This window comes from Ruegeria sp. BC7, assembly GCF_056539165.1.
This window is the reverse complement of record NZ_JBQFUL010000003.1, coordinates 352,616-365,728: the sequence shown is the minus strand read 5'-3', so window position 1 is coordinate 365,728 and position 13,113 is coordinate 352,616. Positions and strand designations below refer to the sequence as shown.

General features: G+C 58.3%; 12 protein-coding genes and 1 pseudogene. 8 read left to right on the top strand and 5 right to left on the bottom strand.

Annotated elements, in window-relative coordinates; all coding sequences use genetic code 11:
• Positions 1-19: 19 nt before the first annotated feature.
• Entirely contained in the window at positions 20-2,167 is a 2,148-nt protein-coding gene (locus ACR0KS_RS10825; protein WP_170564075.1) for a hypothetical protein, read from the bottom strand.
• A gap of 53 nt (positions 2,168-2,220) precedes the next feature.
• Here ACR0KS_RS10825 and ACR0KS_RS10820 point away from each other — a divergent pair.
• The 4 genes and pseudogenes from ACR0KS_RS10820 to fliP form a co-directional block, all read left to right on the top strand.
• Positions 2,221-3,162 (top strand): annotated as a pseudogene (locus tag ACR0KS_RS10820) (flagellar M-ring protein FliF C-terminal domain-containing protein); the annotation flags it as partial.
• Entirely contained in the window at positions 3,162-3,758 is a 597-nt protein-coding gene (locus tag ACR0KS_RS10815; protein ID WP_170564072.1) for an ABC transporter ATP-binding protein, read from the top strand. The pseudogene ACR0KS_RS10820 and the gene ACR0KS_RS10815, both read left to right, overlap by 1 nt.
• Positions 3,751-4,038, top strand: coding sequence for a FliM/FliN family flagellar motor switch protein (locus ACR0KS_RS10810; protein WP_170550892.1), 288 nt, complete (start codon positions 3,751-3,753; stop codon positions 4,036-4,038). The genes ACR0KS_RS10815 and ACR0KS_RS10810 overlap by 8 nt, the downstream gene beginning before the upstream one ends.
• Positions 4,038-4,769, top strand: a complete 732-nt coding sequence (gene fliP / locus ACR0KS_RS10805) for a flagellar type III secretion system pore protein FliP (protein WP_170564069.1) — start codon at positions 4,038-4,040, stop codon at positions 4,767-4,769. Before ACR0KS_RS10810 ends, fliP begins: the two co-directional genes overlap by 1 nt.
• A gap of 4 nt (positions 4,770-4,773) precedes the next feature.
• Here the strand turns inward: fliP and ACR0KS_RS10800 are convergent, their stop codons facing one another.
• Positions 4,774-6,216, bottom strand: coding sequence for a sensor histidine kinase (locus ACR0KS_RS10800; protein WP_170564067.1), 1,443 nt, complete (start codon positions 6,214-6,216; stop codon positions 4,774-4,776).
• Entirely contained in the window at positions 6,213-6,947 is a 735-nt protein-coding gene (locus ACR0KS_RS10795) for a response regulator transcription factor (protein ID WP_170483553.1), read from the bottom strand. The genes ACR0KS_RS10800 and ACR0KS_RS10795 overlap by 4 nt, the downstream gene beginning before the upstream one ends.
• A 220-nt stretch (positions 6,948-7,167) precedes the next feature.
• On the opposite strand from ACR0KS_RS10795, the gene ACR0KS_RS10790 reads away from it, so the two are divergent.
• From ACR0KS_RS10790 to ACR0KS_RS10775, 4 genes are read left to right on the top strand one after another with little or no spacing between them, the layout of a single operon-like run.
• Positions 7,168-8,412, top strand: coding sequence for an ABC transporter substrate-binding protein (locus ACR0KS_RS10790; RefSeq protein ID WP_170564064.1), 1,245 nt, complete (start codon positions 7,168-7,170; stop codon positions 8,410-8,412).
• Between the two features lie 59 nt (positions 8,413-8,471).
• A complete protein-coding gene (locus ACR0KS_RS10785) occupies positions 8,472-9,344 on the top strand; it encodes a carbohydrate ABC transporter permease (protein ID WP_170387762.1) in 873 nt (290 codons plus the stop codon).
• Positions 9,337-10,242, top strand: coding sequence for a carbohydrate ABC transporter permease (locus tag ACR0KS_RS10780; protein WP_170387760.1), 906 nt, complete (start codon positions 9,337-9,339; stop codon positions 10,240-10,242). Before ACR0KS_RS10785 ends, ACR0KS_RS10780 begins: the two co-directional genes overlap by 8 nt.
• Positions 10,243-10,245: 3 nt before the next feature.
• On the top strand, positions 10,246-11,343 hold the full coding sequence (locus tag ACR0KS_RS10775) for a sn-glycerol-3-phosphate ABC transporter ATP-binding protein UgpC (protein WP_170387758.1): 1,098 nt from the start codon (positions 10,246-10,248) through the stop codon (positions 11,341-11,343).
• A gap of 66 nt (positions 11,344-11,409) precedes the next feature.
• Here ACR0KS_RS10775 and ACR0KS_RS10770 read toward each other — a convergent pair whose 3' ends face one another.
• Entirely contained in the window at positions 11,410-12,018 is a 609-nt protein-coding gene (locus ACR0KS_RS10770; protein ID WP_170387756.1) for a Tgt2/MlaC family protein, read from the bottom strand.
• On the bottom strand, positions 12,008-12,778 hold the full coding sequence (locus ACR0KS_RS10765; protein ID WP_170387999.1) for an MlaA family lipoprotein: 771 nt from the start codon (positions 12,776-12,778) through the stop codon (positions 12,008-12,010). The genes ACR0KS_RS10770 and ACR0KS_RS10765 overlap by 11 nt, the downstream gene beginning before the upstream one ends.
• Between the last annotated feature and the right edge of the window lie 335 nt (positions 12,779-13,113).

Sequence of the window (13,113 nt, the reverse complement as noted above, 5' to 3'; positions counted from 1 at the left end):
TTCTGCAAAACTGCGAGTTCTATCTGACAACCGCTGCCAATAATTCCGCGATTTGTTGCCGGGTGTCTGCGCTGTCTTGCAGCAGGGTTCTGGCGTCAGCTAATGGTTTTCCGGGCACGCGGCTAGGTTGCCTTGACAGGTTTTGGGTTGTTTGGCTTATCCGGCCAAATCTTGGACCTTGCACCGTGTCGACTTCATCGGGCAGATCGGCCAGCCAAAAGAACCTGTTTGCTTCGTCGTAGTTGCCAAACGCCAAGGAAAGACTTCCGGCCGTCGCGTAGTCATTGACGGACTGGAGTGCCTGCAGCTTAATTTGCGTTGCTTTCTCTGACGAGTCGTCGGCCAACTCTAGCAAAGCCTGATGCGGGCGGCGGGACAGCAGGGCGGAATGTGCGCGCAAACGTGCCCGATCTGCAACGCGAGCCTTGTCTTGAGATCGGCTGGCCAAAACATGCGCCGGGCGCGCAAAACCAAGAGATACCAATCGATCTGCCACTGCTATGGCCGTGCCGGTCGTCAGAGCATTTCTATGTTCCGCTGACATCGTCAAAACGCGCCGCAAAAAAGTTGTATTATCGGCGCGTTCCGTCAGAACCTGCGTGATCTGGTTTAGCCCCGCGTCATGTTCGGGCCCTTTCGGAATCTCCTCCAGAAAATCCAGAGCCTTATCAAATTCTTGGCTTAGCCCAAGGGCAACCGCATGCGTGCGTTGAAGCACTGGCTGAAGCGAAGACTCGCGCAACTCGGCCGCGAATGAGGCGGCAAGAGCCACCTCCTTGGCGGAAACCGACCCCCGATCCGTCCACCGTTTGTCGACGAGGCGAACTAAAGCGACCGGAGCCTCCAACGTGGATCCGGGTGCAGAAATAGCATCGGTCAGCAGCGTTTCAGCCAGCGGCCCGTCGCCGTCAGAAGCCGCGATTTTGGCATTGGCATTCGATGCGCTTGCACTGGGATTGGTTTGGACGCGGCCAACACCGCGCATTACCCGCCGGGCGGCTTCCAGTTCCTTGCCCTTCACGAAAATCTCTGACAGTTCGGGGCCAAGCTGACGTCGCAAATGGCGGGGCAAACGTGCAAAGGACTGCTCGATGGCGTTGAGCGCTGCATCCTCGGCCAAGATGCCTTCGGTGAGCACAGACCACAATGCCGCGTCACTTTCGCAATTTTGCAAGCCTGCAAACGGGTTGGCCTCAGACACTTCACCGCGATCCAAATATTGCGCTATCGCGGCGATCCGCGTCGTCTCGGGCGATGATACCTTGCCCAAAAGTTCCAGCATCCGAAGCGATTCTGCGCCAAACCCGTGAAACGCGTATAGCTTTGCGAGTTTTAGGGCCGAATCTGCATCGAGGTGATCAAACTCTTGAAACAATGTGATGCGTAGCTCGGCCAACTGCAACGGAAACGGATCTGCCTCAGACCATTTGCCGAAACCAAGGTCAGCACTGGTAAAACACGCGGGATACCGTTCAATGGGCATCAAACGCGCGCCGAACTGATCGTTCAGTTCGTCCGCAATCGAGGTCACGTTGATATTCGCGTTCAGATCAAACGCCGGTTGCAGTACGTCTTTGGCAATCGATGCCCTTGGCCCGACCGGAGCGAGTTCAAGGTCTACGAGATCCCGGTCAGCGCCTTGCAGCAGCCGCGTGGAAAGCTGACTTTCAAGGAGCCGTGCGTTCAAGTTCACAACGGGTAATGACAGCAGCGCCTTCAAAGGCTGCGCGCTGTCCAGAGGGTTTGGGGCTGGTACAGCTTTGGGCAGCAGGGGCGGAGGAATATCGGAGCTGATCGCCGGTTGAATTTTAGCCGCGGTAATATCGACGACGATCATCGTGTCTTTGTACAGAAAGGATGACGCGACACAGTCGCAGCCAAACTGCATCTCCAAAGCCTCACCGGGGCTTTTCTGCGATATGGCCGCCAGCCGGTTTTGCGTAAGTCTCTGAAAAACAGAGCCCGTATCAAAGGTCACGTCTTCCAGCGCCACGCTCAATCGCGCGCCATTCCTAGTTTGTGCCAGTGTCCAGTCAGTACCAGCTGGAACTTGAACGACCAGCCGCGTGTAGCCGTCGTGCTCGCCGGTTCTAACGGTCACCGGTCGCGCAGTCGCCAAGTTTGCGATCGCCAAAAGGCCAGCAACAAGAAACCCCAACTTTTTCATGCCGCAGCCTGTTTTAGCTCTTTCAGCGCGTCCTCAAGTTCGGAAAACCCCGGGCGGTTACGGCTGACGACAAGTCGCGTCAAATGCGAGAGCGTGTTCTACGTTTGGTCGAAGCGCGGGTCGGGGCCGGAAATGCCGTGGTAGAGGTCAGCGTGGATACTGTCACCAAGACGGAATCCATCCGCGAACGGCGTTTTGATCCCAATGGTCGTGTTGCCATCAGCACGGATGTCGAAGAGCGTTCGGACAGTGCGCGCAACCAATCCGCCGATGTCACTGTGGCATCGAACCTGCCGGATGGGGACGGAGCGGGAGGCGACGAATCAAACTCGAATGCCACCCAGACGCGTGAACGTGTGAACTACGAAGTATCAGAGACCGAGCTTGAGGTGCACAATGCCCCGGGCGCGATCAGGCGACTAACGGTGGCCGTGCTGGTGAACGGGTCGCGGGAAACGGACGCTGCCGGTGTCGAAACCTTTGTCCCGATGCCCGAGGTTGAGATGGAAGCCCTGAAAGAGCTGGTGGCTTCGGCGGTCGGCTTTGACGCAGAACGTGGAGATGTGATCACGTTGAAATCCATGGATCTGCCGTCGGTTGAACCACAGGGAACGCTTGCGTCGGCTTCGATCTGGCAGAACGTGCATTTTGACGCGATGTCGCTGATCCAGATGGCGGTGTTGGCCATCGTCTCGCTGATTCTCGGGCTGTTCGTGATCCGTCCGATCCTGACAAAACCTCAGGCAGCGCCGCCCTTGTTGCCCGCGGCTGCGCCCTCTGACCCCCAGACCGTTCTGACCGGAGAGATTGCCACGGACGAAGCCGGTCGTTTCACGTCGCTTCCGGGACAGGTTGCACAGGAAGAACTTCCCGCGCCTACAGCCCAGCAGAGCGCTGATCCTGTCGAACGGTTGCGCGCAATGATTGGCGACAAGCAGGAGGAAACCGTAGAAATCCTGCGCAGTTGGCTCGAAGAAGGTGAGGAGCGCGTCTGATGTCGATTGCCCACCTTCTTGAGGATTTTACACTACAGGCCGGCACAGCCAAAGTGCTCCTTCTGGATGAAGACGCGCTTGAGGAACAGCGGCTTGCAGCATTCGAGCAAGGCTACAGCGCAGGTTGGGAAGACGCGGTACAGGCTCAGGCACAGGACAAAGGAGAGGTCTCAGCGGACCTGGCCAAAGCGCTCGGAGATATGTCGTTCACCTACCAGGAAGCCTTGGCGAGGATGACCATGTCGCTGAAGCCCATGTTCCACAGTCTTGTTGAGGTAGTTCTGCCTGAAACGTTGGATCGAGGTTTTGCAACGCGACTGACTGAACAACTAACCGAAATGGCGCGCGATCACATTGGCCAGCCTATGCAGATATTTGTGCCCGTTGGCTGCGTGGCGGAAGTTGACGAGATGGTTCCGGCAGAGCTGTCCCCGTCCACCCAAGTCGTTGAAGACCCGTCGCTGGAGGCAGGGCAGGCAAGGTTGCAGGTCGGAGTGCACAGGCGCGAGGTGGATTGCACCGATCTGCTTGCCGCCATTTCCGGGGCGTTCGACGCCTATGTATTCGAGGCAAAAAAGGCATTGACCAATGAGTGATACCCAGACCCAGCGACCCGAAAAAACGAACCCGTTTGAAAATGTCCCTATCGAGGTCACCGTCTCGGTCGGGCGCGCGCGACCGCTGATCCGCGATCTGTTGAGCATGGGCGAGAATGCCGTGCTGACCCTGGACAAACGTATCGAGGATCCGGTTGACCTCTATGTCGGGGATCAACTTGTGGCACGGGGTCTGCTTGAAGAAATGGAGGGCGATCAAGCAGGGCAACTTGCCGTGCGGTTGACTGAAATCGCGGATTTGCAAAACGGAATCGGCTGATGCGTTGGTTGCCCGGGCTGATCGCTTTAACGGTAATGTTGTGCCCGTCGCTGGCCGCGGCGCAGGAGGTATCGCTTTCGCTGGGGGAAGGTGGTTCGATTTCAGCACGGACCATTCAGTTGATCCTGTTGGTCACAGTGCTGAGCCTTGCGCCGGGACTGGCGATCATGATCACGTGTTTTCCGTTTCTGATCACTGTTTTGGCGATCCTTCGGCAAGGCATCGGGCTTCAGCAATCGCCTCCTAACATGCTGATCGTCAGCCTGGCGTTGTTTCTCACTTACTTCATCATGGAGCCGGTCTTTACCGAGGCATGGACGATCGGTATCCGGCCTATGGTCGAGGAGACTCTAGAAGTGGATTTGGCGCTGGAACGTGCCATTCAGCCGTTTCGCGTCTTTATGGCTGCGCGCCTGGACCCGGATACGTTTCACGCGATGGCAGCCTTGCGGCCCGAGGGCGACACCGCTGTGTTGTCGCCGCAAGCTCCGCTTTCGATCCTGATGCCGTCCTTTATGCTGTCCGAGATTGCTCGGGCTTTTCAGATCGGGTTTCTGATCTTTTTGCCTTTTCTGATTATTGATCTGGTTGTCGCTGCGGTGCTGATGTCGATGGGGATGATGATGGTGCCGCCGGCAACGGTATCTCTGCCGTTCAAACTGGCGTTTTTTGTCATCGCGGATGGGTGGTCCCTGATCGCAGGAGCGCTGGTGCGCAGCTATATGAGCTAAAGGATTATTGCCGGGTGATCTGGAGGCGCGCGCGTAGCCCGCGATCTCCTGCTTCGAAGGTTAGTTCGCCGCCATGCTGCTCGGCGACTGTGGCGGCAATCGTCAGGCCAAGGCCAAACCCGTCGGACGATCCGGTGTTCGAGCCGCGCCGAAACGGGGCCATCAGCGTTTCGATGTCGGCGACAGACAAGTCCGTGCCCTTGTCCTCGACGGTAATGGTCGCTGTGTGCGCATCAGTTTCCAGTTGCACCTCGGCGTGGCGACCATATTTCAGCGCGTTGTCGATCAGGTTGGTCAGCGCGCGTTTCAGCGAGATCGGGCGCCCAGTAACCAACATGCGCCGAGTCTCCGGCAGCGATCCATGTCCGCGCCGGGTCATAAAGACCGACGGAGCGCCCTCGACCGCGACCGGATCAACCTTTTGCAGCGTGACGGGCAGGTCCATGTCCTGATAGTCGGCCACGACCGACTCGACCAGCGATGTCAGCGAGATCTGTCGCGGTTCCTCGACGCTTAGCTCGGACCGCGTGTAGGTCAGGACGCTTTCGATCATGCCGGTCATCTGATCGACGTCAGCCTCGAGCTTTTCGCGCAGTTCGTCATCGGCAATCAGGGCGGCGCGTAGGCGAACGCGGGTTGCCGGAGTTCCCAGATCGTGACTGACTCCGGACAGGACAGTGGCACGTTTCTCAAGCTGCATGCGCTCGGCTTCAAGATGTGCGTTCACGGCCGAGACGATGTCGCGCAACTCTTCGGGGCCATCCGTGTCATAGCTTTGCGGTCCACCGCGCCGCCGCCTCTCGCGCAGGGCGTGGGCAAAACGGGTGAACGTATCGGACACATTGCCGACCGAAGTCAGGATCACGGCAAGCGCAACGATGCTCAACAAGATGGCGGGCAGACGCAGATCAACCGGAGCGGCCCCGCAGCCCCAGATTGAGGTTCCGTCTACCCTGTACCACGGCCCGCGTCCAAATTGGGCGATCAGTATCGGCTCGCTGCAGTAGGTGGCCAGTAGGCGGGTCAGATTGCCCATCTTCTCGGGGCCGGTCTGATCCGTGCCAGAGACGATGTCCGATACCGGATAGACCAGCCGGTCGGACAGGATAGCCAGAGTCAGCTCGCGCCCACTGAGCGGGGATGAACTGTCTGTCAGGATGGAAAGATTGGTTACGAAACGCCGGTCGGCGAAACCCGGCAACTGCTGAAAATCACCCGATTCCGCCAGGGACGAATCCTGCGGTGACAGGGGTTCTATTGAAAACGCAGTGGACGAGGCCATACCGGTGCGCAGGTCTTCATAGATGGTGAACCCGGCAACGAAAGAGCGCGTCAGGAATTGGTTCCAGGCACGGGCAGAGGCGAACCACAACCCAGCCGAAAGCAATCCTGCGGCAAAGGCCGAAAGAACCCACAGCCAGCCCAAGTTGCGCAGACGCCATGTCATTCCTCTTGCACCGAGACTTCGGCGGCAAAGACATATCCGACGCCCCGTTCTGTCCGCAGCATCTGTGGATCTTTCGGGTTGGCCTCGATCTTGGATCGCAAGCGCCCGACAAGCATGTCAATCGCGCGACCTTGCGCTTCGGGCTTGTCGCTGTCGCCTGTCACGTCCAGTGCGGCCACGATCTCGTCGCGGGTCAGGGGAATGTGGGGGTTGGCCAGCAAAACCTTGAGCAGCGCTGTTTCCCGTTGCGACAGAGAAACAAGATAACCTTCGGGCGAGAATACTTCGTCGCGTTTGCCGTCATAAAGCCACCCGTCGAACCGGAAACTGCGTGTGCGGCGGCGATAGGCCAGCGAAGGCGTCCGACGTGCGCGCTGCATAACCGCGCGAACACGCGCCAGCAGCAGTTGGGGGTTGAACGGCTTGGCGATATAGTCATCGGCCCCGACCTCGTATCCGGCCATTCTTTGGTGATCGGCGGACAGGGCTGAAACCAGAATGATCGGCACATCCTGTTCGGCTCTGAGACGGGCGCAAATCTCGACTCCGTTTTCATCCCCCAGCATCACGTCCAGCAGGATCAGGTCGATACGGCCTGAGGTAAGATGATCACGGATTTCGGATTCAGATCGAGCGGGCAGGGCGATGAAACCGTTTTGCTGCATGAACTGCGTCATCATCGACCGCATTTCTGGGTCGTCGTCCACCACCAAAAGTCGCGGAATGCTCACGCGGCTTGTCCTCCCTGTTTCTGCTCCTCCGGTATCGTCAATTGTAACGAACGGAAACAGATTCAATGTCAACGTAACACGCTGTAACAAAAGCGGTGAAAATTTGGGCTATTTCTGCATGTTGCGAAAGATTCCACGTTGCCAGACGGCCTGTGCGCATCAGTATGGCCGTCATCGCCGCTTTGACAGCGGCTCCGAATTTCCAGGGAGGAGACAGGAAATGAAGCGTTTTGCACTTGCTACCGTTTCGACATTGGCCGTGGTTGCCGGGTCGACAGCGTTGGCCGGACCCGAGGCCGAGGTTCTGCATTGGTGGACGTCGGGCGGTGAGGCCAAGTCGGTAGCCGTTCTGCAGGAGGAGTTTGCAGCGAATGGCGGCACCTGGACCGATATGCCGGTTGCCGGTGGTGGTGGTGATGCTGCGATGACCGCCTTGCGTGCCCGTGTTCTGGCCGGAAACGCGCCGACCGCTGTTCAGTTGAAAGGCCCGGCGATCCAGGAATGGTATGAAGAAGGCGTTCTGGCCGACATTTCATCCGTTGCCGAAGCCGAAGGTTGGGCCGATGTTCTGCCTGCCTCGATCGCGGGTCATATGATGTGTGAAGGCACATGGTGCGCCGCGCCTGTAAACGTTCACCGTGTGGACTGGATCTGGGCCAATGCGGACGTTCTGGCCGCCAACGGGATCGAGATGCCGACCACGTGGGACGAGTTCAACGCGGCCGCGGTCAAGCTGATGGATGCCGGTGTGATCCCACTGGCTCATGGTGGTCAGTCCTGGCAGGACGCGACCGTATTCGAGGCTGTTTTGCTGGGCATCGGCGGGCCTGAGTTCTATCAGAAGGCGCTGGTCGATCTGGACCCTGAGGCGTTGACCTCGGACACAATGGTGCAGGTGTTTGACCAGATGCGCACCCTGCGCGGTTACGTGGACGAAAACTTCTCGGGCCGTGACTGGAACCTGGCGACGGCCATGGTGATGAACGGCGAAGCAGCCTTCCAGATCATGGGTGACTGGGCCAAGGGTGAGTTCCTGGCGGCTGGCAAAAAGCCGGGTGAGGACTTCCTGTGCGCTTCGACCCCCGGTGACGGCTACCTGTACAACGTCGACAGCTTTGCCATGTTCGACGTGGACGGAGATGACAAGAAAGCCGGTCAGGATCTGCTGGCCAAGCTGATCGTCGCGCCGAACTTCCAGAAGGTGTTCAACCTGAACAAGGGCTCGATCCCGGCACGGACCGACGTGGCGCTGGATGACTTCGACATCTGCGCCAACCTGTCAGCTGAAGACATGGGCTCGACCTCGGCGGCTGGGTCACTGCTGCCGTCTTATGCGCACGGCATGGCGCTGCGCGGGTCGCAATCCGGTGCGATTACCGACGTTGTAACCGCACATTTCAACTCGGAAATGTCCTCGGCTGACGCTGTTCAGCAACTGGCGGACGCGGTGGCAAACAGCTACTGATCCGAACCGGCTCTGCCCCTATACTGTGGGGCAGAGCCTCTTTTCTCCCGGAGGAAAAAATGTCCGAATGGCTGGAAAACCACCTGCCCAAGGTGGTGCTGGCACCGTCGTTCATTGCCGTATTGATCTTTGTCTACGGCTTTATCGGATGGACGGCTTGGGTGTCGCTGACCCGATCGAAACTGCTGCCGAAATACGAGATCAAGGGCTTCATTCAGTATGAACGCCTGTTCGACTCGCCCCGCTGGGATACGGCGATTAACAACCTGTATATCTTTGGCGCATTGTTCATCGTGATCGCGATGGTGCTGGGCCTGTTGCTGGCCATCCTGCTGGATCAGAAAATCCGCGTCGAAGGGGCGATCCGCACCATCTACCTGTACCCTATGGCGCTGTCGATGATCGTGACCGGCACGGCGTGGAAGTGGATTTTGAACCCCGGTTTGGGCATTGAATCCATGGTGCAGGGCTGGGGGTTCACAAACTTCGAGTTCGACTGGCTGGTGAACCCAGATTACGCCATCTACACCATCGTCATGGCCGCGATCTGGCAAAGCTCGGGCTTCGTTATGGCGCTATTCCTGGCCGGGCTGCGCTCGGTGGATGGTGAGATCATCAAGGCCGCGCAGGTCGATGGTATCCCCACATGGCGCATCTATACGGCGATTATCATCCCTTCGATGGCCCCGATCTTCCTGTCGGCTTTCATCGTGCTGGCGCACCTTGCGATCAAGAGCTTTGATCTGGTCATCGCCCTGACAGGCGGCGGTCCGGGCTACGCGACCGATCTACCGGCAACCTACATGTACGCCATGGCGTTTTCGCGCGGCGACATCGGTCAGGCGGCCTCGTCTGCGATGATCATGATGCTGGTCGTCTTTGCCATCGTGGTTCCCTATCTTTACTCAGAGCTGAGGGCGAAAAATGACTGATCTGTCGATGCCCCAATCCCGAACGCAACCCCGTAGCCAAAGTGCCGCTGGCAAGATTGCCCTGCGTTGGCTGCTGTATGTCCTGTTGGGCCTGTTTGCGCTGTATTACCTGATGCCGCTGTTCGTGATGTTGACCACTTCGCTGAAAAGCCTTGAGGAAATTCGCACCGGGTCTCTGATTTCTCTACCGCGTGAGGTCAGTTTCGACGCTTGGAAAACGGCATGGTCCGGCGCTTGCACCGGTATTCAGTGTGAGGGTCTGCGGCCCTATTTCTGGAACTCGGTCCTGATCGCGGTGCCTGCGGTTGCGATCTCGACCTTGCTGGGCGCGCTAAACGGCTATGTCGTGGCGCAGTGGCGGTTCAAAGGGGCGAACATCATCTTCTCGCTGATGCTGTTTGGCTGCTTTATCCCGTTTCAGGTTGTCTTGCTGCCGATGGCACGTCTGCTGGGCATGATGGGGATCGCCGGGACCATTCCGGGACTGATCTTTGTTCACGTCATCTACGGGCTGGGCTTCACCACGCTGTTCTTCCGCAACTACTACGTCACCATCCCGGCCGAGCTGACCAAAGCAGCCCGCGTCGATGGGGCCGGGTTCCTGCGGATCTTCTGGTCGATCTTCCTGCCGCTGTCGCTGCCCATCATCGTGGTGACCGTGATCTGGCAGTTCACGCAGATCTGGAACGACTTCCTGTTCGGTGTGTCCTTCAGTCAGGCGGGGACGCAGCCCGTGACCGTGGCACTGAATAACATCGTAAACTCCACCACCGGCGTCAAAGAATACAACGTCGACATGGCTGCCGCGATCATCGCGGGGCTGCCGACGCTGCTCGTCTATGTCGTTGCCGGTAAGTATTTCATCCGCGGTCTGACCGCTGGTTCCGTGAAGGGATAAATCATGGCCCCGATCCTCGATATCCAAAACCTGTACAAGAATTACGGCGCGACCGAGATTCTCAAGGACATCAACATCTCGATCGAACCGGGTGATTTCCTGGTGTTGGTCGGCCCGTCGGGTTGCGGCAAATCCACCCTGCTGAATTGTATCGCAGGTCTAGAGCCTATCACCGGTGGGACGTTGTCCATCGGCGGGAACGACATGACCCATGTCAGCCCCAAGGACCGCGACATCGCGATGGTGTTCCAGTCCTATGCCTTGTACCCGACCATGTCCGTCGCCAAGAACATCACCTTTGGTATGAAGGTGCGCGGGGTCGATCAGGCGACGCAGGACGCCAAGCTGAAAGAGGTTGCCCAACTGTTGCAGATTGAACCTCTGCTGAACCGCCGCCCCAGCCAGTTGTCAGGCGGTCAGCGTCAGCGGGTTGCGATGGGCCGGGCGCTGGTGCGTGACCCCAAGCTGTTCCTGTTCGACGAGCCGCTGTCGAACCTCGACGCCAAGCTGCGGGTCGAAATGCGGACCGAGATCAAGAAACTGCATCAAACACTGGATGCGTCCATTGTCTACGTCACCCACGACCAGATTGAGGCGATGACCTTGGCCACCAAGATCGTGGTTCTCAAGGGTGGGATCGTGCAGCAGATCGGCAGCCCGGCCGAGATATACAACAACCCGGCCAACCTGTTCGTGGCCGACTTCATGGGCTCGCCCGCGATGAACCTGATCCCGGCGCAGGCGCGCAAGAACGGGCCGGGTACCCAGATCGCCATCGCCCGCGATAGTGGTGAGACTCTGGTGCTGAACGATGCCCGCGATCTGTCGCTGCCGCAGGATGTGATCCTTGGCCTGCGCCCCGAGGATATTGCCGAGGCCGGGTTCCGCGCAGGCGATGGCGTGCAAGAGGCCGAGTGCCTGGTCGATATGGTCGAACCGGCGGGGGCTGACACCTATGTGGTCTCGGAACTGGGAGGCAAGCAGGTCACTGCGCGCCTTCACGCGGAAACCAGCGCGCGGGCGGGCAAGATGTTGAACCTGGCCTTTGACATGAGCAAAGTTTCCTATTTCGCCAAGGAAACCGGTGAGCGCCTGAACTAAGGCAGCAGAACGACAAAGCGCCGCGCGATTGGGGTCGCGCGGCGCTTTTTGCATCTATGGGCCAGTTTAGCTGAGCTTATTCTGGTTCATGTCCTTGATAAGTCGGTTCAGATCACCGCCACGCGCATCCAGCATAGCGCCGATTTCGGTCCGTTCCGTCAGCAGCATGTTCACCCCTTCGATGAACATATTGAAAAACCGATCACGCCCGGACTTGTCGGACACCAGAAAGGTCACCTCGAACGGGGACGAGCCCTGAAGCTTGACCGACGTACGAACTTCGTACCCGGCCTTGATCTTGCGGGCGTTCCGAACTGTAACCTGACCACCGATGAATTCCCGGAAACGGCGGCCGTATTTGGTTGAGATATAGCCCTGAAACGCCTTGGTGAATTGTTTTAGCTGCGATGAACTGGCCGAGCGGCCGTCAGCGCCCAGCACATAGCGCGCCATAATCGGAACGTCGGCATATTTAACGAAGATTTTCTCAAAATCGCGGATCATCGCTTTTTCGGACTTACCCGAGGCGATCACGCGGTTGATTTCGTCCACGACGCTGACAACCAAAGCCTTGGCGCTGGCTTCGGTCTGCGCGAAAGCGGGGAGGGCAGTCATCAGCGCACCGGCAAGGCCAGTGGCGACGAAACTGCGTCGGTTCAAGTGGTTACTCGGCATAGGGGTCCTCGTAGGGGTCTAGGTAGGGGTCCCTGACTGGGTCGGTCCCGGTTTCGGCATAGGGGTCATCATACAGACCCAAATAGGCGTCTTCATCGTCTCTTGCCAGTTCAAAGCGCCGGTTTTGCAAGTAGATGGTCTGTGCCTGCCTGTAGCTGTCGGCACTTTCATACAGGATCGAATCGACCGTATCCGAGAACCGGCCGCGATCGCCCATGCGGCGCACTACCTCGGCGTAGACGCCGATATTGTCGACCGGGCGAACAGGCGTAAAGTTGATGGGGTTCGAGAACAGATTGACGATCACGCCAATCGAATCCCGCTGGGTTGACGGGCCGTAGAACGGCAGCTCGACATAAGCGCCCTCACCCACGCCCCACACGTGCAGTGTCTCGCCGAAATCCGTGTCCACCGGCGGCAGGTTCAATTCGCTGGCGGGATCGGACAGACCCGCGCCGCCGACCGTCGTATTGATCACGAACCGCAGCAGAGCATTCCCGGACTGTTTGATATTGCCTTGCAGCAGGTAGTCCAATGCCTGCCCCGGCATCGTTAGGTTTTCGGCAAAGTGGTTGAAGCTGGTGACCATCGGATCGGGCACAATCTTAACATAGCCCTTCGAGGCTGGACGGAACAAAAACCGGTCAACGCCAAGGTTGAACTTGTGGATGCCCCGATTGGCGTTTTCATACGGATCGAATGTTTCCCCCGGAGGCGTTCCTTCGGGCGGGCGCGTGGCACATGCACCAAGAACTGTCATAACGGACAGGACGACCAGGGGCTTCAAGCGAATTCTGCTCAACACGGGTCTTGCCACTCCAACCTGCTCGGAAACGATGCGCCCGAACATTTAATCAATACTGCCTTTGGCCGTTTGAGGCGGCACAATTCGACGTCACTCAGATGTTTCACAAATACACAGAAACAGCCAGCGTTTAACCTGCGCTTAGGGTCAAGGTAAAGTGACCAGAATGGAAGCGTCCCGAATAAGAGAAGTTATGCTTAGTGCGCAGGCTGCAACAAAACTGCCGGTTTCGTGCTTTTCCAAATCCCTGAACCCGGTTAGCGTCCGACCGAGTCGAATTTAGGTGAGGA

Coding starts and splice junctions, on each gene's coding strand:
- ACR0KS_RS10765 (WP_170387999.1), bottom strand. CDS start 12,778: ATGACAGTTCTTGGTGCATGTGCCACGCGCCCGCCCGAAGGAACGCCT.
- fliP (WP_170564069.1), top strand. CDS start 4,038: ATGCGTTGGTTGCCCGGGCTGATCGCTTTAACGGTAATGTTGTGCCCG.
- ACR0KS_RS10770 (WP_170387756.1), bottom strand. CDS start 12,018: ATGCCGAGTAACCACTTGAACCGACGCAGTTTCGTCGCCACTGGCCTT.
- ACR0KS_RS10825 (WP_170564075.1), bottom strand. CDS start 2,167: ATGAAAAAGTTGGGGTTTCTTGTTGCTGGCCTTTTGGCGATCGCAAAC.
- ACR0KS_RS10815 (WP_170564072.1), top strand. CDS start 3,162: ATGTCGATTGCCCACCTTCTTGAGGATTTTACACTACAGGCCGGCACA.
- ACR0KS_RS10775 (WP_170387758.1), top strand. CDS start 10,246: ATGGCCCCGATCCTCGATATCCAAAACCTGTACAAGAATTACGGCGCG.
- ACR0KS_RS10780 (WP_170387760.1), top strand. CDS start 9,337: ATGACTGATCTGTCGATGCCCCAATCCCGAACGCAACCCCGTAGCCAA.
- ACR0KS_RS10800 (WP_170564067.1), bottom strand. CDS start 6,216: ATGACATGGCGTCTGCGCAACTTGGGCTGGCTGTGGGTTCTTTCGGCC.
- ACR0KS_RS10810 (WP_170550892.1), top strand. CDS start 3,751: ATGAGTGATACCCAGACCCAGCGACCCGAAAAAACGAACCCGTTTGAA.
- ACR0KS_RS10790 (WP_170564064.1), top strand. CDS start 7,168: ATGAAGCGTTTTGCACTTGCTACCGTTTCGACATTGGCCGTGGTTGCC.
- ACR0KS_RS10785 (WP_170387762.1), top strand. CDS start 8,472: ATGTCCGAATGGCTGGAAAACCACCTGCCCAAGGTGGTGCTGGCACCG.